This window comes from Sphingobium sp. RSMS (assembly GCF_005406185.4).
Lineage (GTDB): Bacteria > Pseudomonadota > Alphaproteobacteria > Sphingomonadales > Sphingomonadaceae > Sphingobium > Sphingobium fuliginis.
The window spans coordinates 517,408-537,086 of sequence record NZ_CM191257.1; the positions used below are offsets into that span (position 1 = coordinate 517,408).

Consider the following 19,679-nt stretch of genomic DNA (forward strand, 5'->3'; position numbering starts at 1 on the left):
GATGGCCAAGCTCTATTTCTACTACAGCTCGATGAACGCAGGCAAATCGACGACCCTGCTCCAATCCAGCTTCAACTATCGCGAACGCGGCATGGAAACCATGTTGTGGACCGCCGCCGTGGATGACCGCTACGGGAAGGGGCGCCACGGAAAGGGACGCATCGTCTCCCGCATCGGGCTGGACGCGCAGGCCGATCTGTTCGACCCCGCCACCGATCTCTTCGCCGCCATCGCTGCCCGACAGGCACGGACGCCGCTCTCCTGCGTGCTGATCGACGAGGCGCAATTTCTGAACGAGGAACAGGTCTGGCAGGTCGCCGCCGTCTGCGACCGGCTGAACATTCCAGTGCTGTGCTACGGCATCCGCACCGACTTCCAGGGCAAGTTGTTCGAGGGCAGCGCCGCGCTGCTCGGCCTGGCCGACACGCTGACGGAGATCAAGACGATCTGCGAATGCGGGCGGAAGGCGACCATGAACCTGCGCGTCGATGCGGAGGGGCGCCCCATCCGTGAGGGCGAGCAGACGGAAATCGGCGGCAATGACCGCTATGTCGCGCTTTGCCGCCGCCATTTCGTGGAACGCCGCTCCGGCTGCTGACCGCCGCACATGCCGCGACGGCCCGGAAAGGGCTGACAACAGGCGACAGGAGGGCTAGAGCGCCGCCATGCACGGCTGGATCATCCTCGACAAGCCCTTGGGGCTAGGCTCCACCCAGGCGGTGAGCGCGGTGAAGCGCGCCCTGCGCCAGAGTGGCGCGGGCAAGTGGAAGGTGGGCCATGGCGGCACGCTCGACCCGCTGGCGACCGGCGTGCTGCCGATAGCGGTGGGGGAAGCGACCAAGCTCGCCGGACGGATGCTGGACAGCGACAAGATCTACGATTTCACCATAGGTTTCGGCCTCCAGACCGACACGCTGGACCTTGAGGGCCGGGAAATCGCCACCAGCCTGCATCGCCCCACGCTGGCGGAGGTGCAGGCGGTCCTGCCCCGCTTCACCGGCCCGATCGAGCAGGCGCCGCCCGCCTACAGCGCGATCCTGATCGACGGCCGGCGCGCCTACGACCTTGCCCGCAAGGGGGAGGAGGTCGAGATGAAGACCCGCGCCATCACCATCCACAACCTCGCCATATCCCCGCCCCAGGGGCCAGCGAAGCCTGGAGAAGGGGAGGGCGGCGCGGAGATCGGCGAAATCACCCTGCGCGCCCATGTTTCGAAGGGCACCTATATCCGTTCCCTCGCCCGCGACATCGCGCGCGCGCTCGGCACTGTCGGTCATGTCACCATGCTGCGCCGCATCAAGGCCGGCCCCTTCACCCTGCAATCCGCGATTTCGCTGGACAAATTGGACGAAGCTGCTAGGGGCGGCGACATCGCGCAGCTCATGCTGCCGTTGACGGCGGGGCTGGACGACATCCCGGCTCTCGCAGTCTCTCCCGACGATGCGCTCGCTCTCCGACAGGGGAAGGTGCTCGTGGGGAAACCGCATACCGGCCTGATGCTGGCGATGGAGGGCGAAACGCCCGTCGCGCTGGTCGAAGCCAGTGGCCCGGAGGTCCGGGTGGTGCGCGGCTTTAATCTCTAGTCACAGAAAGGAAGCCGATGTCGATCACTGCAGAGCGCAAGGAAGCGCTGATCAAGGAACATGCCCGCGCCGAGGGCGACACCGGTTCGCCGGAAGTCCAGGTTGCGATCCTCTCGGAGCGTATCGCCAACCTGACCGAGCATTTCAAGGGTCATCACAAGGATAACCACAGCCGTCGCGGCCTGCTGATGCTGGTCAACAAGCGCCGTTCGCTGCTGGATTACCTCAAGAAGAAGGATGGGGCCCGGTACACCGACCTCATCGCCAAGCTGGGCCTGCGCAAGTAAGTCTGCTAAAGAAGGAACGGCCCCCATGTCGGGGCCGTTTCCGATTCTGACAACATGGCGCTGGGCAATCCGGCATGGCGTCATGATCCGGGGGACATCCCCCACACCGTTCGCCCTGAGCTTGTCGAAGGGCACTCCTTCTTTTGAAGGGAAGGATTGGGCTTCGACAAGCTCAGCCCGAACGGAGGAGAGATAGGCTCTCCATCCATGGACCATCCGGTCCGAAACAGGCCCCGCCCGGCAATAGGGCCGCGCGGGCGAAGGAAAAAACCAATGTTCGATGTAAAGAAGGTATCAATCGAGCTGGGCGGCAAGACCCTCACGCTCGAAACCGGCCGCATTGCGCGTCAGGCCGACGCCGCCGTGCTGGCGACCTATGGCGAAACCGTGGTGCTGTGCGCCGTGACCGCCGCCAAGTCGGTGAAGGAAGGACAGGACTTCTTCCCGCTGACCGTCCATTATCAGGAAAAATATTCGGCCGCCGGTCGCATTCCGGGCGGCTTCTTCAAGCGTGAACGCGGCGCCACGGAAAAGGAAACGCTGGTTTCCCGCCTGATCGACCGCCCGGTCCGCCCGCTCTTCCCCGAAGGTTTCTACAATGAAATCAACGTCATCGCTCAGGTCCTGAGCTTCGACGGCGAAAGCGAGCCCGACATTGTGGCGATGATCGCCGCTTCGGCCGCGCTGACCCTGTCGGGCGTTCCCTTCCTGGGCCCGATCGGCGCCGCCCGCGTCGGCTACAAGGATGGCGAATATCAGCTGAACCCGTCGCTGGACGAAGTGAAGACCGGCGAACTCGACCTGGTCGTCGCCGCCACCGGCAACGCGGTGATGATGGTCGAATCCGAAGCGAAGGAGCTTTCGGAAGACGTCATGCTCGGCGCCGTCCTCTTCGCCCATGAAGCGTCGAAGAAGGTCGTCAACGCGATCATCGACCTTGCCGAAAAGGCCGCGAAGGACCCGTGGGACGTCGCCAAGGGCGACGACCTCGATGACCTCAAGAAGAAGCTCAAGAAGCTGATCGGCAAGGACATCACGGCCGCCTACAAGCTGACCGACAAGTCGGCCCGCTCGAACGCGCTCAATGAAGCCCGCGCCAAGGCGAAGGCGTTCTTCACCGAGGAAGGCCTCGACGCCCAGACCGTCATGGCCGGCATCAAGCTGACCAAGAAGCTGGAAGCCGAAATCGTTCGCGGCGCCATCCTGAAGGACGGCAAGCGCATCGACGGCCGCACCACCACGCAGATCCGCCCGATCGAGGCGATGGTGGGCTTCCTGCCGCGCACCCATGGTTCGGCGCTGTTCACCCGTGGCGAAACGCAGTCGATCTGCACCACGACGCTGGGCACCAAGGACGCGGAGCAGATGATCGACGGCCTGACCGGCGTTCATTATGAAAGCTTCATGCTCCACTATAACTTCCCGCCCTATTCGGTCGGTGAAGTCGGCCGCTTCGGCGCGCCGGGCCGTCGCGAAGTCGGCCATGGCAAGCTGGCATGGCGGGCCCTGCACCCGGTCCTGCCGAGCAAGGAAGAATTCCCCTACACCATCCGCGTGCTGAGCGACATCACCGAGTCCAACGGCTCGTCCTCGATGGCGACGGTCTGCGGCGGTTCGCTGTCCATGATGGACGCGGGCGTTCCGCTGAAGCGTCCGGTGTCGGGCATCGCCATGGGCCTGATCCTGGAAGGCTCCAAATTCGCTGTCCTCAGCGACATTCTGGGCGACGAGGATCACCTTGGCGACATGGACTTCAAGGTGGCGGGCACGGAAGCGGGCATCACCACCATGCAGATGGACATCAAGGTCGCCGGCATCACGCAGGAAATCTTCGAAGTCGCGCTGCGTCAGGCGAAGGAAGGCCGCGCCCATATCCTGGGTGAAATGAGCAAGGCCCTGTCCTCGACCCGCACCGAACTGTCGGCTCATGCCCCGCGCATCGAAACGATCCAGATCGACAAGGCGAAGATCCGCGACGTCATCGGCACCGGCGGCAAGGTCATCCGCGAGATCGTCGCGGAAACCGGCGCCAAGGTCGACATCGACGACGAGGGCATCATCAAGATCAGCTCGTCCGACATCGCCCAGATCGAAGCCGCCAAGAAGTGGATTCTCGGCATTGTCGAGGAAGCGGAAGTCGGCAAGATCTACACCGGCAAGGTCGTCAACATCGTCGACTTCGGCGCCTTCGTGAACTTCATGGGGGGCAAGGACGGTCTCGTCCACGTCTCCGAAATGAAGAATGAGCGCGTCGAAAAGCCGACCGACGTCGTGTCGGAAGGGCAGGAAGTGAAGGTCAAGGTTCTCGAAATCGACCCGCGCGGCAAGGTTCGCCTGTCCATGCGCGTCGTCGATCAGGAAACCGGAGAGGAACTGGAAGACACCCGTCCGCCCCGCGAACCCAGGGGGGATCGAGGTGGCGACCGTGAAGGCGGCCGTGGCGACCGCAATCGCCGTGATCGTGGCGGTGACCGTGGCGGCCGCGGCGGCGATCGCGGCCCGCGCCGCGACCGCGGTCCGCGCGGCGAAGGCAAGGGCGGCGATGACGACGGCTCCAACGCCGGTCTGCCCGACTTCCTGACCCAGGACTGATCCGGTTCGTCGGACTCGGGAAAAAGAAAGGGCGTCCGGCTTGCCGGGCGCCCTTTTTTGACAGGATCTGAATGTTTCCTGATCTCCATCAATTGGCGGGCGTGGAAGTTATGTTACGGTAACGACCAGGGCGCAGGGGGATTTATGCAGCGCAGGAACGAAAGATTCGTCGAGCGTCTGCCGCTTGTTCTGCGACGGCCCTGGCATGCCTATTTGCTGGCCACCATCTTCTGCCTCACCGCCTTGGCCATTCGCACCATGGCGGAAAGCGCCATGCCCATTGGCTACCCCTTCGTATCCTTCTTCCCCGCCGTCATCCTGTCCTCCTTCCTCTTCGGGGTGCGGCCGGGCATCTATGCGGGCGTGCTTTGCGGGCTGTTGTCCTGGTATTTCTTCATCCCGCCGCGCATGGGCTTCGCACTGCATCCGGGCGTGCTGCTGGCGCTCGGCTTCTACAGCGCGGTGGTGGTCGTGGACATCGCGCTGATCCATCTGATGCAGAAGGCGAATTTCAACCTGGCGATCGAGCGCGAACGCAGCCGCGTGCTGGCGGAAAACCGCGAATTGCTGTTCCACGAACTCCAGCACCGCGTCTCCAACAATCTTCAGGTCGTCGCCGCCATGCTTTCGCTCCACCGGCGCCATGTCGATCATGACCTGGCCCGCCGCGCGCTGGACGATGCCTCCGCCCGGCTGGCGCTGGTCGGCCGCATCAGCCGCGCCCTCTACAATCCGTCGGGGGAGGGGCAGAATATCCGCGCCTTCCTGACGACATTGACCGCCGACGTGCTGGAGGCCAGCGGCCGCGACAACATCGCCCTGACCGTCGACGCGCCCGACGCCCTGACGCTGGAGCCCGACATCGCCGTGTCGATGGCGCTGATCGTGACCGAAGCGGTCAGCAACGCCATCGAACATGGCCTGCCGCATCGCGGCGGCAGCATCCATGTCGGCCTGGACGTCAGCGACGGCACGATCAGCCTCAACGTCACGGACGACGGAAAGGGATTGTCGCCCGATTTCGATCCCGGTTTCAGCCAGAGCCTGGGCCTCCGGATTTCCAATGCCCTTGCCGGCCAGTTGAACGGCCGCTTCTCGCTCATGCCCTCGGCGACGGGCGGCGCGACCGCACGGCTCGACCTGCCTGTTCGCGCATAGCGACCGGCACGCACATTCTGCCGCTTGGCGAGGCGCATTCGCTCCGCTATGACCCGGCCATGCTGACGAAAACCATGACGCGCATCGGCGCGGCTACCGCACCGCTTCTGCTTGCCGCCCTGCTCTCGGGCTGCGCGACGTCGAAGAACAAGGCCGACACCCAATATGTCGCCCGCGACGTGTCGACGCTCTACAATGCGGGCAAATACCGCCTGGACCGCGGCCAGTACAAGCTCGCCGCCGCCCTGTTCGACGAGGTGGAGCGCCAGCATCCCTATTCGCCCTGGGCGCGCCGGGCGCAGCTCATGTCCGCGTTCAGCTATTACATGAATCAGGACTATCCGGAATCGATCGGCGCGGCCCAACGCTTCCTGTCGATCCACACCGGCAACAAGGACGCGCCCTACGCTTATTATCTGATCGCGCTCTGCTATTATGAACAGATTGCCGACGTCACCCGCGACCAGAAGATCACGCAACAGGCGCTGGATGCGCTGGGCGAGCTGATCCGCCGCTATCCCGACACCCGCTATGCCGCCGACGCCCGGCTGAAGATCGACCTCGTCAACGATCACCTCGCCGGCAAGGAGATGGAGATCGGCCGCTTCTACCAGCGCCGTGGCCAATGGCTCGCCGCCACGCTGCGCTTCCGCACGGTGATCGACAAATATCAGACGACCACCCACACTCCGGAAGCGCTGGAGCGTCTGGTGGAAAGCTATCTCTCGCTCGGCATCCCCGCCGAAGCGCAGAAGGCCGCCGCCGTGCTGGGCAAGAATTATCCGGGTTCGAAATGGTATGAGCGCAGCTACAAGCTGATGCGCGAACACCCCAATAAAGCATGATCTGGTCCCCCTCCCGCAAGCGGAGGGGTTAGGGGTGGGCTGCGAGCGAAGCGAGCGTTCCGCCCCAGCGTTGAAAGAAGCGCCGCTGGCGCGGTGCACCCACCCCGGCCCCTCCCGCCTGCGGGAGGGGGGAGTCGCTCGCCTTTGCTGACTGCCCTGTCCATCCGCAACGTCGTGCTGATAGAGGCGCTGGACCTGGATTTCGGGTCGGGCCTGGGCGTGCTGACCGGCGAGACCGGCGCGGGCAAGTCGATCCTGCTCGATTCGCTGGGCCTCGCGCTGGGCGCCCGCGCCGACAGCGGCCTCGTCCGGACGGGAGAGGCGCAGGCCAGCGTCACCGCGACGTTCGAGGCACCCCGCACCGATCACCGCGCGACGAACCTGCTGGCCGAAAACGGCATCGACATCGAACCGGGCGAACCGCTCATCGTCCGCCGCACGGTCAAGGCCGACGGCGGCAGCCGCGCCTTCGTCAACGACCAGGCCTGCTCGGCGGCGCTGCTGCGCGATCTTGGCAGCGCTCTGGTCGAAATCCACGGCCAGCATGACGATCGCGGCCTGCTCAACCCGCGTGGCCATCGCGCCCTGCTCGACGCCTATGGCCGCTGCGACACGGGCGCGGTCGCCTACGCCTATCACGCCTGGCGCGCCGCCGCTGACCGCCTCGCGGAAAGCCGCGCCAGCGTCGAAAACGCCGCCCGCGACCGCGATTACCTGACCCATGCGGTGGAGGAACTCACCCGCTTCGCCCCCGAACCCGGCGAGGAAGCCACGCTGGCCGAAGAGCGCGCCACCATGCAGAAGGGCGCGCGCCTCTCCGACGACCTTTCCGCCGTCACCGAATGCTTCACCGGCTCCGACGGCGGGCTCGCCCAGTTGCGGCAGGCCGCCCGCCGCCTCGACCGCATCGTCAGCGAATATGAACCGCTGGCCGAAGTCCTCGCCGCCCTCGACCGCGCCGTGATCGAGGCGAGCGAAGCCGAAGACCGCCTCAACGAAGCCGCCGAAGCGCTCAGCTTCGACCCCGCCCGTCTCGACGCCATAGAGACCCGCCTGTTCGACCTGCGCGGCCTCGCCCGCAAGCATCAGGTCCAACCCGACGATCTCGCCGCCCTGCGCGACGAGATGGCCGCGAAACTGGCCGCGATCGAGGGCGGAGAAGACCATCTCGCCGCCCTCGAAGCCGATGTGAAGGCCAGGGCCGCCGCCTATCGCACCGCCGCCCAGGCCCTCTCCGCCGAACGCCAGATGGCCGCCGGAAAGCTCGACGCCGCCGTCGCCGCCGAACTCGCCCCGCTCAAGCTGGATGCCGCCCGCTTCCGCACCGTCGTCGCGCCGCAGGAGGAGGGGCAATGGGGCGCCCACGGCATGGACCGGGTGGAATTCGAAATCTCCACCAACCCCGGCGCGCCCTTCGCGCCGCTGGTCAAGATCGCATCGGGCGGCGAACTCTCCCGCTTCATCCTCGCGCTCAAGGTCGCGCTGGCGGAGCAGGGCGGCGCGGACACCCTGATCTTCGACGAGATCGACCGCGGGGTAGGGGGCGCCGTCGCCTCGGCCATCGGGGAACGCCTGTCCCGCCTGTCGCAAACCAACCAGATATTGGTCGTCACCCACAGCCCCCAGGTCGCGGCGCGCGGTGCAGGCCATATGCTGATCGCGAAGTCGAGCGACGGCACCGTCACCCGCACCGGCGTCCACGCGCTGAGCGACGGCGAACGCCGCGAAGAAATCGCCCGCATGCTCTCCGGCGCCGAAATCACGGCGGAGGCAAGGGCCCAGGCCGAACGCTTGTTGGAAAAGCTATAAGCCGGCTTTCGACCAATCCAAGACATTCCCCTCCCGTAAACGGGAGGGGTTAGGGGTGGGCGCGAGCGTAGCGAGCTTCTGACTTAGCCGTTGCAAAACAGCGCAGATGCCGCGCCAGCCCACCCCCTAACCCCCTCCCGCCTGCAGAGGGGGAATGTCCGCTACCCACCCAACTCCGTCATTCCCGCGAAGGCGGGAACCCATCTCCTGACCTCGCCTCAAGTACAGCGGTGGGGAGATGGATCGCCGCCTGCGCAGGAATGACGATAGAGAGTTGATGGCTGTCGAGCCGCCCATAACCGCTACCCGCATCGCGATGCTGGCGCTAAAGAGAGGCGCATGACCGACCCCACGCAAATGACCGAAGCCGAAGCCGCCAACCGCCTGATGCGCCTCGCACGCGAAATTGCGCGTCATAACCGGCTCTATCACGATCAGGACGAGCCGGAGATCGCGGACGCGGACTATGACGCGCTGGTCCGCGAGAATAACGCGCTGGAGGCCGCCTTCCCGCACCTCATCCGCAGCGATTCCCCCAATGCCCAGGTCGGCGCCGCGCCCACCTCCGCGCTCAGGAAGGTCCAGCACGCCGTCCGCATGATGAGCCTCGACAACGGCTTCGCGGACGAGGACATTGCCGAATTCATCGCCCGCGTCCGCCGCTTCCTCGCGCTCCCCGAAGACGCCCCTGTCGCCCTCACCGCCGAGCCCAAGATCGACGGCCTGTCCTGCTCGCTCCGCTATGAGAAGGGCGAACTGGTCCTCGCCGCCACGCGCGGCGACGGCACGACGGGGGAAGACGTCACCGCCAATGTCCGCACCATCCCCGACATCCCGCAGCGCCTGACCGGGCAAGCCATCCCCGACTTGTTCGAGGTGCGGGGCGAAGTCTATATGGCCAAGGCCGATTTCGTGGCCCTCAACGCGCGCCTCGCCGCCGAAGCCGACGACCCGGAAAAGGCCCGCCAGTTCGCCAACCCCCGCAACGCCGCCGCCGGTTCGCTGCGCCAGAAGGACGCCGCCGTCACCGCCAGCCGCCCCCTGCGCTTCCTCGCCCATGGCTGGGGAGAGGTCAGCGCCGTCCCCGCCGAAACCCAGCTCGGCGTCATGCAGGCTATCGCAGGCTGGGGGCTGCCCGTCTCCGACCGCCTGACCTGCGTCGACACGCTGGAAGCCCTCATCGCCCATTATCGCGCCATCGAAGCCGCCCGCGCCGACCTGCCCTTCGACATCGATGGCGTCGTCTACAAGGTCGACCGGCTCGACTGGCAGCAACGCCTCGGCTTCGTCGCCAAGGCTCCGCGCTGGGCCATAGCCCATAAATTCCCCGCCGAACGCGCCCAGACCACGCTCGAAGCCATCGACATCCAGGTCGGCCGCACCGGCAAGCTGACCCCGGTCGGCCGCCTGACCCCCGTCACCGTCGGCGGCGTCGTCGTCTCCAACGTCACCCTCCACAATGCCGATGAGATCGAGCGGCTGGGCGTCCGCCCCGGCGACCGCATCGTCGTGCAGCGCGCCGGCGACGTCATCCCGCAGGTGGTCGACAACCTCACCCGCGATGAACCGCGCACCCCCTTCGCTTTCCCCGATCATTGCCCCGTCTGCCATTCGGAAGCCGTGCGCGAGGAGGGGGAGGTCGACATTCGCTGCACCGGCGGCCTCATCTGCCCCGCCCAGCGTTTCGAACGGCTGCGTCATTTCGTCAGCCGCGCCGCGCTCGACATCGAAGGGCTGGGCGAAAAGAGCATCCAGGAATTTCTCGACCTGGGCTGGATCGCGGAGCCGGCCGACATCTTCCGCCTGAAATCGCAGCGCGCCGACCTGCTCGGCCGGGAGGGGTGGAAGGAAAAGTCCGTCGACAATCTCCTCGCCGCCATAGAGGCCAAGCGCCAGCCGGATGCCGCCCGCCTGCTTTTCGGCCTGGGCATCCGTCATATCGGCGCGGTGACCGCCCGCGACCTGCTCAGGCGCTATACGACGCTGGAGGGGATCAGCGCGCTCGCTGCCGGCATCATCGCGCTGCGCGACGCCGCCGCCCCTGCGGAGGGGGAGGAGGAATCCCGCTTCCGCAACCGCCTCGACAAGGCGATAGCCGAATATATAGGGGTCGAAAATGTGGGATCGGCGGTCGGCCACGCCTTGGCCGATTTCTTCCACGAGCCGCATAATGTGGACGTCTGGAACGACCTGCTGCGGGAAGTCTCCCCGCCCGACTATCTGGTCGAAACCACCGCCAGCGCGGTCACGGGCAAGACGGTGGTGTTCACCGGCAAGCTCGAAACGATGAGCCGCGACGAGGCCAAGGCGCAGGCCGAACGACTGGGCGCCAAGGCCGCCGGTTCGGTCAGCGCCAGGACCGACCTGGTGGTAGCCGGTCCCGGCGCGGGCTCGAAGCTCAAACAGGCCGCGGCGCTGGGTATCGATGTGATCGACGAAGCCGCATGGGCCGAAATCGTCAAGGCCGCCGGATAGGTCAGGCGGACGACCGGGCAACAGGGACATTGACCGCTTCCCCTCCCCTTCAGGGGAGGGGACCGAGGGGTGGGGGCATGCCCCACGCGCAACTTCGCCTGCTGGACGCTCCCGCACCCGATCCTTCAAACGAGGCGCGGTTCGAACCTGAAAAAGGGAGCGGCCAATGACCGTAACTCTTCAGAGCGCGCTGCGTTGATCGGGAGCACGTCGCGCGCTCCGGGCTTCTGTCACCGCATCGTCCCAATCGGAAGACCGGTTCCCATCCTCAACCCGCCCCCTCCAGCTTGTCCTGCGTCCGCGTATCGAAATCGCTGGCGTCATGCCGCTCCCGAAGCTGCTCCTCCAGCGGCCCGTTCGCCTTGTTGACCATCCGCCCGCGCTTCACCGCAGGCCGCGCGTCGATCTGCTTCGCCCAGCGCAGCACATTCGCATAGCTCTGCACATCAAGGAACTCCGCCGCATCATAGGCCCGGCCCAGCGCGACCCCGCCATACCAGGGCCAGATCGCCATGTCCGCGATCGTATATTCATCCCCGGCAATATATTCATGCCCCGCCAGTTGCCGGTCCAGCACGTCCAACTGCCGCTTCGCCTCCATCGTATAGCGGTTGATCGCATATTCGAACTTCTCCGGCGCATAGGCGAAGAAATGGCCGAAACCTCCGCCCAGCAGCGGCGCGCTGCCCATCTGCCAGAACAGCCAGTTGAGCGTCTCGGTCCGCCTGGCCGGATCGGTCGGCAGGAAAGCGCCGAATTTCTCGGCCAGATAGATCAGGATCGATCCGGATTCGAACACCCGCCGGGGCGGCGAGGCGCCATGGTCCATCAGCGCCGGGATCTTGCTGTTGGGATTGACCGACACGAAGCCGCTGCCGAACTGGTCGCCCTCGTTGATCCGGATCAGCCAGGCGTCATATTCGGCGTCCTTGCCCGCCGCCAACAGCTCCTCCAGCATGATCGTCACCTTCTGCCCATTGGGCGTGGCGAGCGAATAGAGCTGGAGCGGGTGCCTGCCGACCGGCAATTCCTTCTCATGGGTCGGCCCGGCGACCGGCCGGTTGATATTGGCGAAGGCGCCGCCGCTTTCCTTGTCCCAGGTCCAGACGCGCGGCGGAATATAGGCTGTGTCGGTCATGCAGGCGTCTCCTTCGAAGGCGGGAACGGGATGGGGCGGGCAGGGACCCGCCGCTCCGGGCTAGGTAAGGATCGACCCTCTCCGGTGCAAACCCCGCATGCTCAAAAAAGGCGGCGCGGCGGCCCCGGCTGCATTGGTCGCATTTTTTGCACGTGGAAGGCATTTCGTCGCTGCCCCGGCTGTCTCTGCCGGCAGGAAAGGCCTATAGCCGCCCGCGTCATCATGTCTTTCGCGCTGCGGTCGCGGGCGGCGGGACGAAAAAAATTTGCACGGGGCTCTTGATCGTCCGGCCTTCCCGTCCATATGAAACGGCGCTGGCACTCCCCGACAGGGAGTGCTAACAGATACGGGTTCATCGGGGAGAAGGAGCCGGAGTCGCGTGGCGATTCCACCCCCCTCCCATTCAACGTCGTAAAGAGGGAAAGGCAATCAACATGGCATTTCGTCCGTTGCATGACCGCGTTCTCGTTCGCCGCGTAGAGGCGGAAGAGAAGACTGCCGGCGGCATCATCATCCCCGACACCGCCAAGGAAAAGCCGCAGGAAGGCGAAATCGTCGCCGTCGGCACCGGCAGCAAGTCGGAAGACGGCAAGGTCACTCCGCTGGACGTCAAGGCCGGCGACCGCATCCTGTTCGGCAAGTGGTCGGGCACCGAGGTCAAGGTCGACGGTGAAGACCTGCTGATCATGAAGGAATCGGACATTCTCGGCGTCGTCGCGTAAAGCGGCGAAGCTGACGGTCATTCCTATTTTTGGCGGATTTTCGTGCCTGTAACGGTGTGAACTTCGCAAGATTTGCAATTCTCAAAGAGAGGTAGAAGATCATGGCAGCGAAGGACGTAAAGTTTTCGCGTGACGCTCGTGAGCGCATCCTGCGCGGCGTCGACATCCTGGCCGACGCGGTCAAGGTGACCCTGGGCCCCAAGGGCCGCAACGTCGTCATCGACAAGAGCTTTGGCGCGCCCCGCATCACCAAGGACGGTGTTTCGGTCGCCAAGGAAATCGAACTGAAGGACAAGTTCGAGAATATGGGCGCCCAGATGGTCCGCGAAGTCGCTTCGAAGACCAACGACATCGCCGGTGACGGCACCACCACCGCGACCGTCCTCGCCCAGGCGATCGTTCGCGAAGGCATGAAGTCGGTGGCCGCCGGCATGAACCCGATGGACCTGAAGCGCGGCATCGACCTCGCCGTCGCCAAGGTGGTCGAGGACATCAAGGCCCGCTCGAAGCCGGTTGCCGGTTCGAACGAAGTCGCCCAGGTCGGCATCATCTCGGCCAATGGCGACCGTGAAGTCGGTGAGAAGATCGCCGAAGCCATGGACCGCGTCGGCAAGGAAGGCGTGATCACCGTCGAGGAAGCCAAGGGCCTCGATTTCGAACTGGACGTCGTCGAAGGCATGCAGTTCGACCGCGGCTACCTGTCGCCCTACTTCATCACCAACCCGGAAAAGATGCAGGTCGAACTGGCTGACCCCTACATCCTGATCCACGAAAAGAAGCTGTCGAACCTGCAGTCGATCCTGCCGATCCTCGAAGCCGTGGTGCAGTCGGGCCGTCCGCTCCTCATCATCGCGGAAGACATCGAAGGCGAAGCGCTGGCGACCCTGGTCGTCAACAAGCTGCGCGGCGGCCTGAAGGTCGCTGCGGTCAAGGCTCCGGGCTTCGGCGACCGCCGCAAGGCCATGCTGGAAGACATCGCCGTCCTGACCAAGGGCGAAGTCATCTCCGAAGACCTCGGCATCAAGCTTGAGAACGTGACCCTCGGCATGCTCGGCACCGCCAAGCGCGTCACCATCGACAAGGACAACACCACAATCGTCGATGGCGCCGGCGACGGCGAAGCGATCAAGGGCCGCACCGAGCAGATCCGCGCTCAGATCGAGACCACCACGTCCGACTATGACCGCGAAAAGCTGCAGGAGCGTCTGGCGAAGCTGGCTGGCGGCGTGGCCGTCATCAAGGTCGGCGGCGCGACCGAAGTCGAGGTGAAGGAGCGCAAGGACCGCGTCGACGACGCGCTGCACGCGACCCGCGCAGCCGTTGAAGAAGGCATCGTCCCCGGTGGCGGCACGGCCCTGCTGTACGCGACCAAGGCCCTCAAGGACCTCAAGGGCGCCAATGACGACCAGACCCGCGGCATCGACATCATCCGCAAGGCCATCGAAGCGCCGCTGCGCCAGATCGCCAGCAATGCGGGCGTCGACGGCGCTGTCGTCGCCGGCAACCTGCTGCGCGAAAATGACGAGACCAAGGGCTTCAACGCCGCGACCGACACCTATGAGAACCTCGTCGCCGCTGGCGTGATCGACCCGACCAAGGTCGTCCGCGCCGCGCTGCAGGACGCCGCTTCGGTGGCCGGCCTGCTGATCACGACCGAGGCGACCATTGCCGAACTGCCCTCCGACGACAAGGCGCCGATGGGCATGCCCGGCGGCGGCATGGGCGGCATGGGCGGCATGGACTTCTAATACCGCGTTGCGGGCGGGTCCTTGGCTCGCCCGCGATGTTGGGAGTCCAAATCCGGAAAAAACGGAAAAGGCCGATGGAGCGATCCACCGGCCTTTTCCTGTCTTCGATCGTCAGGTTCCTCACTTAAGCGGGAGCGTCCGGCCCCATTTGCCTGGCGCTTGCCTTAGATCAAATTCAGATTCTTCAGATATGTGCGCACCACATTGCGAGTGATGCCCAATGCTTCGGCGGTCTTGATCTGATTTCCATGGCATTGATGAAAGGCCTCCGTTATCATGAAGGCCACCAGCCGGTCGAGCAGATGATCGTGCCCGCCATTCAGCAGCCGAGCGACGAAGGGCCTTGCCGCCTCTTCCAGCGCCGCGGGGTCGGCGGTCGGATCGATCAATTCGCTGAGGTTGCCAAGACCGAGATCGGCGGGCTGGATGCGCCCGCCCTCGCAGATCAGAGCGGCGCGATGGATCGCATTTTCCAACTCGCGAATATTGCCGGGCCAACCATGGCGGAACAACGCCTCCTCGGCCGCCGCGCTCAGTTCCAGCCGGTTCACGCCTGCCTTTGCACCATAGATTTCAAGGAAATGGCGCGCCAGGGGAAGAATATCGGCTCTGCGCTCCCGCAGTGGCAGAAGGGGTATGGATACGACCTGCAGGCGATAGAAAAGATCTGAACGGAAACGACCCTCGCTGACCGCCTGCTGCAATTCGACATTGGTCGCTGCGATGACGCGGACATTGAGCGGCACGGCCTTGCGCGAGCCCAGCCGAACGACTTCGCGTTCCTGCAATACCCGCAAGAGCTTCACCTGCAGGGGCAGGGAGAGGTCGCCCAGTTCGTCCAGGAACAACGTCCCGCCATTGGCCGCCTCGAACCATCCCGCCCGCGCTACATTGGCGCCGGTGAAAGCGCCCTTTTCATAACCGAACAATTCGCCTTCGATCAGCGATTCGGAAAAGGCGCCGCAATTGACCGCGACGAAAGGCGTATGCGCTCGGTCGCTGAGGCTGTGCACATAGCGCGCGACCAGCTCCTTGCCGGTGCCGGTCTCCCCCATGATGAGGACATTGGCGTCGCTTGGGGCGACCCGTTCGATCAGCGGCAGCAGGGCGCGGGATCGTGGATCGTTGAAGATCAGCGCCCGGGCGCGAGGTCCCACGGCATGATGCCGAGCGCAATCATAGGCCAGCAGCGGACGGCCATCGTCGTTCTTGGCCGATACCAGACCCACTTCGGCCCGGTCTGCGGCGCGGCTGTGCGAACTGTTCCTCATAGCGTCTCCATCCCTGGCAGACATCAGGATAGCAGGTAATTGTCTTCTGAATTAGTAGAAAATAAAGTTTGGAGCCTAGCTGAGCTTTCAGTGAGACGGCCGGAGAGGGGTGGCCAGTTCCGCGCGCCGCTTCATGACGCTGCGCAAGGGTTCCGCGCAGATCCAGCCATCGACATCCACAGGCGCTTCCAGAAATCCATGCAGCCACAGGAAATGCGCCTGAATCTTCAACATCTCCACGCGTTCATCCGACAGGTCGGGATGCAGGGCGCGATGGAAATTGTTGCGATAGGCCGCCTCTACGCCCTCCATGCCGGACAAGGTTTCCTGGGCAAGGATGGCGTTGAGGTCGGATGGATGGGCAGCCGCCCAATCGGCGGCACGCAAGCTCTGTTCCAGGAAGCGCTCGACCAGCGCCGGATGATGATCGATCATATGTTGGTGGACGACGATGGGGCGCGGCGTCCCGTTGTTCACCCGGGCGAGGCGGCTGGGATAGGCGTCGAGATCGATGCCTATCTCCAGCCCCAGGCGCTGCGCGGCTTCCGCGCCGGCCGCGCCCTTCACATAGACGGCGTCGACCCGGCCCGCGGCCAGCCACTCTAGGCCCAGCCAGAGGCGGCGCATCCCTTCGACGCTCGCCTGTTCGACGGGCGGGGCGGGGATTTCGATCAACTGCACGTCTTCCAGCGCAAGGCCGCCCAAAGCGAGAGCGCTCTTGATACCGTGCAGCGCCATGCCGCGGGCGATGCTCTCGCCATGGGTACGGCCATAGCCGGGCAGGGCGAATCGGAGCCCTTCAAGATCGGCAGGGTCCATGACGCCGACATCGGGCCTGACCATGATCGCCTGCCGCTCGTCGATCCAGGTCAGCCCGATCACTCGCGTCGGCGCACCCAACGCCCGCGCCGCCAGCGCCTGTATATTGCCCCCCTCGCGAAACAGATGGCGCGCCTGGTTTTCCGGATCGCTCGCGACCAGATTGAGGCCGAGTTCCTGAACCCGTCTGACGCTGATGCCGTCCTGTGCGAACGCCTCGGCCATCCAGCCTTTGGCGCAGGCCACGCCGGACGCTGCCGGTACCGGGCAGCGCGTCACCCAGACGCTGTCCAGAGGCGCGACCTTATTTGCCATTCCTGTTTCTCCAACTGTAGGCCGGCTTCCCGACACCGACATAGGAATATATCCGTCGCAAGGCTCGTGCCAAAAGCCGCGATGCGGATGCGGAACGGTTCCGGGGCTCATCGCCGCTTCATTTCGCGCAATCGCGCGGTTGCCGCTGCGGCAAAATCACCAGCGCGCAATCGCTGCTGCCTGGGCCGGCCCGCACGAGACCGCCGGATTATCCGGTTGGCACATGACGTGCATCGGATGGGGGCAGAGCCTTCAACGGAGCCTGCATAGTGGCCAATCAGAATAGCGCGTCTTTTCTTTCCCGCCTTCGTCAATGGCTGACCGCCGCCATGGCGCTGCTGGGCTCTGCCCTGCTTGCAGGCTGCGGCGGGTCCGGCGGCGGAGACGGCGAGGTGGTCAAGACCCTGACCATCGCGTCCATCGCCTATCCCTATCAGGGCAAGCAGGTGTTCAACGGCCTGAACGGCGTCGTCATCCAGCAGGGCTGGCTGAAGGAGCAACTGGCGAAGAAGGGGGTCGAGCTGGTCTTCACCCCGGTCTCTACCGCCGTGGGCGGGCCGCTCATCAATGAAGGCTTTTCCGGCAAGCGGATCGACTTCGCCTCCTATGGCGATTTCCCCGCCGCGATCGCCGTCGCTGGCGGCGTGCCGCTGAAGATCGTGGCGCCGGTGGGGCAGGGGCAGGACGTCTATATCGTCGCGCGCAAGGGGCTGGCCGCGAAAAGCCTGGCCGACCTCAAGGGCAAGCGGATCGCGCTCCATCGCGGACGGCCATGGGAACTGCCCTTTTCCAAGCTGGTCGACAGCAGCGGCCTGAAGCTGGATGACTTCAAGATCGTCAACATCAACCCGTCGGCTACGCCCGCCGCGCTGGAATCCGGCAGCGTCGACGCCGCCGTGCTGCTGTCCGACGGGTTGTTGGTCGAGCAGAAGGGCATTGGCCATGTGATCTGGTCGACCAGGGATGCGCCCGCCGACTGGAAGATGCGCGCCGAACTGTTCGGCCGGGCGGACTTTGTCGACGCGCATCCGGACCTGACCCAGTTGGTGGTGGACGCCTTCGTCCGCGCCGCCGCATGGTCCTCCGACGAAGCGAACAAGGCCGAAGTCATCCGCAAGGCCGCGCGCGGCGCCCTGCCGGAAGACATTGTGGCGAAGGATTATGCCAATAGCGGCATCCCCTGGCGGGAGCGTTTCTCGCCGGTCTTCAATCCGGCGGTGCTGGCGCATTACCGTTCGGTCGCGGATTATGCGCTGGAACGCGGCCTGATCCGTAAGAAAGTGGATGCCGACGCGCTGATCGATGAACGTTTCGTCGACAAGGCGCTCAAGGATTTGAAGCTGGAGCAGTTCTGGGCGCATGATGGCGGGGGGCAGGGCTGATGGCTTTTCCCCAAGGCAAGGCCGTCGCCGCGGCCTGGGCCGCGCCGGTCGCGCTGCTGGCGCTCTGGCAGGTCGCCTGCCTCAGCGGCCTGTTCCCGCCGCAAGTGCTGGTGCCGCCCAGCGTCGTCGCCCAGGCGCTGGCCGACATGGCCGCATCCGGCGAGTTGCAGCGGCATGTCGGGGACAGCCTCTATCGGCTGCTGGTTGGCTTCGCCATCGGCGCGGGCGCGGGCATGGTCTTCGGCGCGGCGCTGGCACTGTCGCGGCTGGTCGAAGCCGTCCTGTCGCCGCTTTTCCTGACGCTCTGGCAGGTGCCTGTCATCGCCTTCGTGCCGCTGATGGTCATGTTCCTGGGGATCGATGAGCCCTTCAAGATCGCGGTCGTCGCCATCGCCGCCTTCTTCCCGATGGCGCTCGCGACCTTCGACGGCATCAGGGGCGTGCCGCGCAACTGGTTCGACGTCGCGAAAGTCTATCGCCTGAGCCTGCTCCAGTTGATCCGCCGCATCCTGCTGCCCGCCACCGTGCCCGCCGTGCTCACCGGCCTGCGCATTTCGCTGACCCGCGCCTGGGTCGTGCTGGTGGCGGCGGAGCTGCTCGCGGCGGACAGCGGCATCGGCCAGATGATGGAGATGGGGCGGCAATTGTTCCAGATCGACGTCGTGCTGGCGGGCGTGGTCGTCAGCGGTCTCATCGGCTTTCTGCTCGATCGCGGCGCCCGCTGGGTCGAAAGCCGCGCCACCCGCTGGAGGACGGCATGAAGGATCAACTCGCCCGCTGGCCTGTCCGGCTCGTCATCGGCCTTGTCGCGCCGCTGCTCCTCATACTCCTGTGGCAGTGGCAGGCGAGCGCCCATTCGGTGACTTTCGCGCCGCCCGTTGCCGTCGCCTCCGCGCTGGCTGAACTGCTGCGCAATGGCGACCTGCTGCGCGACACGCTGGCCACGCTGCAACGCGCCTTCACCGGCCTTGCCATCGGCGCGCCGCTGGGCGTGGCGGCGGGCATCGCCATGGGCATATGGAAGCCGGTCGACCGGCTGCTGGGGCCGCTGCTTCACGCGCTGCGGCAGGTGCCGATGATCGGTTGGCTACCCCTGATCGGCCTCTGGTTCGGCGTGGGGGAGGGAACGGAACTGATCGTCGTCAGCATGTCGGCCTTCTTCCCCTCCATGCTCAACAGCCATGCCGGCGTCGCGCAGGTCGAGCGTCGCTATCTGGAGGTCGGCGGCATCTACCGCTTCACCACGCTCCAGCGCATCCGTTTCATCCTGCTGCCCGCCGCCATGCCGCTGGTGCTGACCGGCATCACCCAGGCGCTGGCCTTCGCCTGGATCTCCACCATCGGCACCGAATTGCTGACGGGCGCGGGATCGGGGCTGGGCGTCGCCATGCAGACCGCACAGGTCCAGCAGCGGCTCGACATCATGCTGGTGGTGATCGGCGTCACCGCCGCGCTCGGCTTCCTCATCAACCAGTTGTTCCGCCGCCTGCGCCAGTCCCTGCTGCGCTGGCAACCCGCTCAATCATGATCCGGAG

General features: G+C 65.3%; 16 protein-coding genes. 13 read left to right on the forward strand and 3 right to left on the reverse strand.

The genetic code is table 11. From position 1 onward, the window contains the following. Position 1: 1 nt before the first annotated feature. The 8 genes from EGM87_RS02465 (at position 2) to ligA (ending at position 10,749) form a co-directional block, all read left to right on the forward strand. A complete protein-coding gene (locus tag EGM87_RS02465) occupies positions 2-598 on the forward strand; it encodes a thymidine kinase (RefSeq protein WP_137709163.1) in 597 nt (198 codons plus the stop codon). 67 nt (positions 599-665) lie between these two features. Beyond that, positions 666-1,583 carry a tRNA pseudouridine(55) synthase TruB gene (gene truB, locus EGM87_RS02470; RefSeq protein WP_044661912.1) on the forward strand — a complete coding sequence of 306 codons (918 nt, stop codon included), beginning with the start codon at positions 666-668 and terminating at the stop codon, positions 1,581-1,583. A 17-nt stretch (positions 1,584-1,600) separates the two neighbouring features. Next, entirely contained in the window at positions 1,601-1,870 is a 270-nt protein-coding gene (gene rpsO / locus EGM87_RS02475) for a 30S ribosomal protein S15 (RefSeq protein ID WP_007689051.1), read from the forward strand. Positions 1,871-2,143: 273 nt separating this feature from the next. Further along, positions 2,144-4,462 carry a polyribonucleotide nucleotidyltransferase gene (gene pnp, locus EGM87_RS02480; RefSeq protein WP_137709162.1) on the forward strand — a complete coding sequence of 773 codons (2,319 nt, stop codon included), beginning with the start codon at positions 2,144-2,146 and terminating at the stop codon, positions 4,460-4,462. Between the two features lie 144 nt (positions 4,463-4,606). Continuing rightward, the gene (locus tag EGM87_RS02485; protein ID WP_137709161.1) at positions 4,607-5,620 is read left to right on the forward strand and encodes a sensor histidine kinase; all 1,014 of its coding nucleotides are present in this window, start codon (positions 4,607-4,609) and stop codon (positions 5,618-5,620) included. 59 nt (positions 5,621-5,679) lie between these two features. Further along, positions 5,680-6,465, forward strand: coding sequence for an outer membrane protein assembly factor BamD (locus EGM87_RS02490; protein ID WP_044661915.1), 786 nt, complete (start codon positions 5,680-5,682; stop codon positions 6,463-6,465). 144 nt (positions 6,466-6,609) lie between these two features. Beyond that, positions 6,610-8,274, forward strand: a complete 1,665-nt coding sequence (gene recN / locus EGM87_RS02495; RefSeq protein ID WP_137709160.1) for a DNA repair protein RecN — start codon at positions 6,610-6,612, stop codon at positions 8,272-8,274. Positions 8,275-8,613: 339 nt separating this feature from the next. Continuing rightward, positions 8,614-10,749 (forward strand): NAD-dependent DNA ligase LigA, encoded by a 2,136-nt coding sequence (gene ligA, locus EGM87_RS02500; protein ID WP_137709159.1) that lies wholly within the window; start codon positions 8,614-8,616, stop codon positions 10,747-10,749. Between the two features lie 268 nt (positions 10,750-11,017). Here the strand turns inward: ligA and yghU are convergent, their stop codons facing one another. Next, on the reverse strand, positions 11,018-11,887 hold the full coding sequence (gene yghU / locus EGM87_RS02505; RefSeq protein ID WP_137709158.1) for a glutathione-dependent disulfide-bond oxidoreductase: 870 nt from the start codon (positions 11,885-11,887) through the stop codon (positions 11,018-11,020). Positions 11,888-12,321: 434 nt separating this feature from the next. Between yghU and groES the strand changes: the two genes are divergently transcribed. Together groES and groL are read left to right on the forward strand one after the other, a co-directional pair. Beyond that, positions 12,322-12,609 (forward strand): co-chaperone GroES, encoded by a 288-nt coding sequence (gene groES / locus EGM87_RS02510; protein WP_025549259.1) that lies wholly within the window; start codon positions 12,322-12,324, stop codon positions 12,607-12,609. 101 nt (positions 12,610-12,710) lie between these two features. Next, entirely contained in the window at positions 12,711-14,357 is a 1,647-nt protein-coding gene (gene groL / locus EGM87_RS02515; protein ID WP_025549258.1) for a chaperonin GroEL, read from the forward strand. Between the two features lie 164 nt (positions 14,358-14,521). Here groL and EGM87_RS02520 read toward each other — a convergent pair whose 3' ends face one another. Continuing rightward, positions 14,522-15,628, reverse strand: a complete 1,107-nt coding sequence (locus EGM87_RS02520) for a sigma-54 interaction domain-containing protein (protein ID WP_171009971.1) — start codon at positions 15,626-15,628, stop codon at positions 14,522-14,524. A gap of 87 nt (positions 15,629-15,715) precedes the next feature. Then, a complete protein-coding gene (locus EGM87_RS02525) occupies positions 15,716-16,762 on the reverse strand; it encodes an ABC transporter substrate-binding protein (RefSeq protein WP_044661918.1) in 1,047 nt (348 codons plus the stop codon). Positions 16,763-17,031: 269 nt separating this feature from the next. Between EGM87_RS02525 and EGM87_RS02530 the strand changes: the two genes are divergently transcribed. Genes EGM87_RS02530 through EGM87_RS02540 form a run of 3 tightly spaced genes read left to right on the forward strand, consistent with a single transcriptional unit; the run spans position 17,032 to position 19,672 of the window. Next, the gene (locus EGM87_RS02530) at positions 17,032-18,144 is read left to right on the forward strand and encodes an ABC transporter substrate-binding protein (protein ID WP_253719112.1); all 1,113 of its coding nucleotides are present in this window, start codon (positions 17,032-17,034) and stop codon (positions 18,142-18,144) included. Next, positions 18,144-18,905, forward strand: coding sequence for an ABC transporter permease (locus tag EGM87_RS02535; protein ID WP_044661920.1), 762 nt, complete (start codon positions 18,144-18,146; stop codon positions 18,903-18,905). The genes EGM87_RS02530 and EGM87_RS02535 overlap by 1 nt, the downstream gene beginning before the upstream one ends. Beyond that, entirely contained in the window at positions 18,902-19,672 is a 771-nt protein-coding gene (locus EGM87_RS02540) for an ABC transporter permease (RefSeq protein WP_253719114.1), read from the forward strand. Before EGM87_RS02535 ends, EGM87_RS02540 begins: the two co-directional genes overlap by 4 nt. The last annotated feature ends 7 nt before the right edge of the window (positions 19,673-19,679 follow it).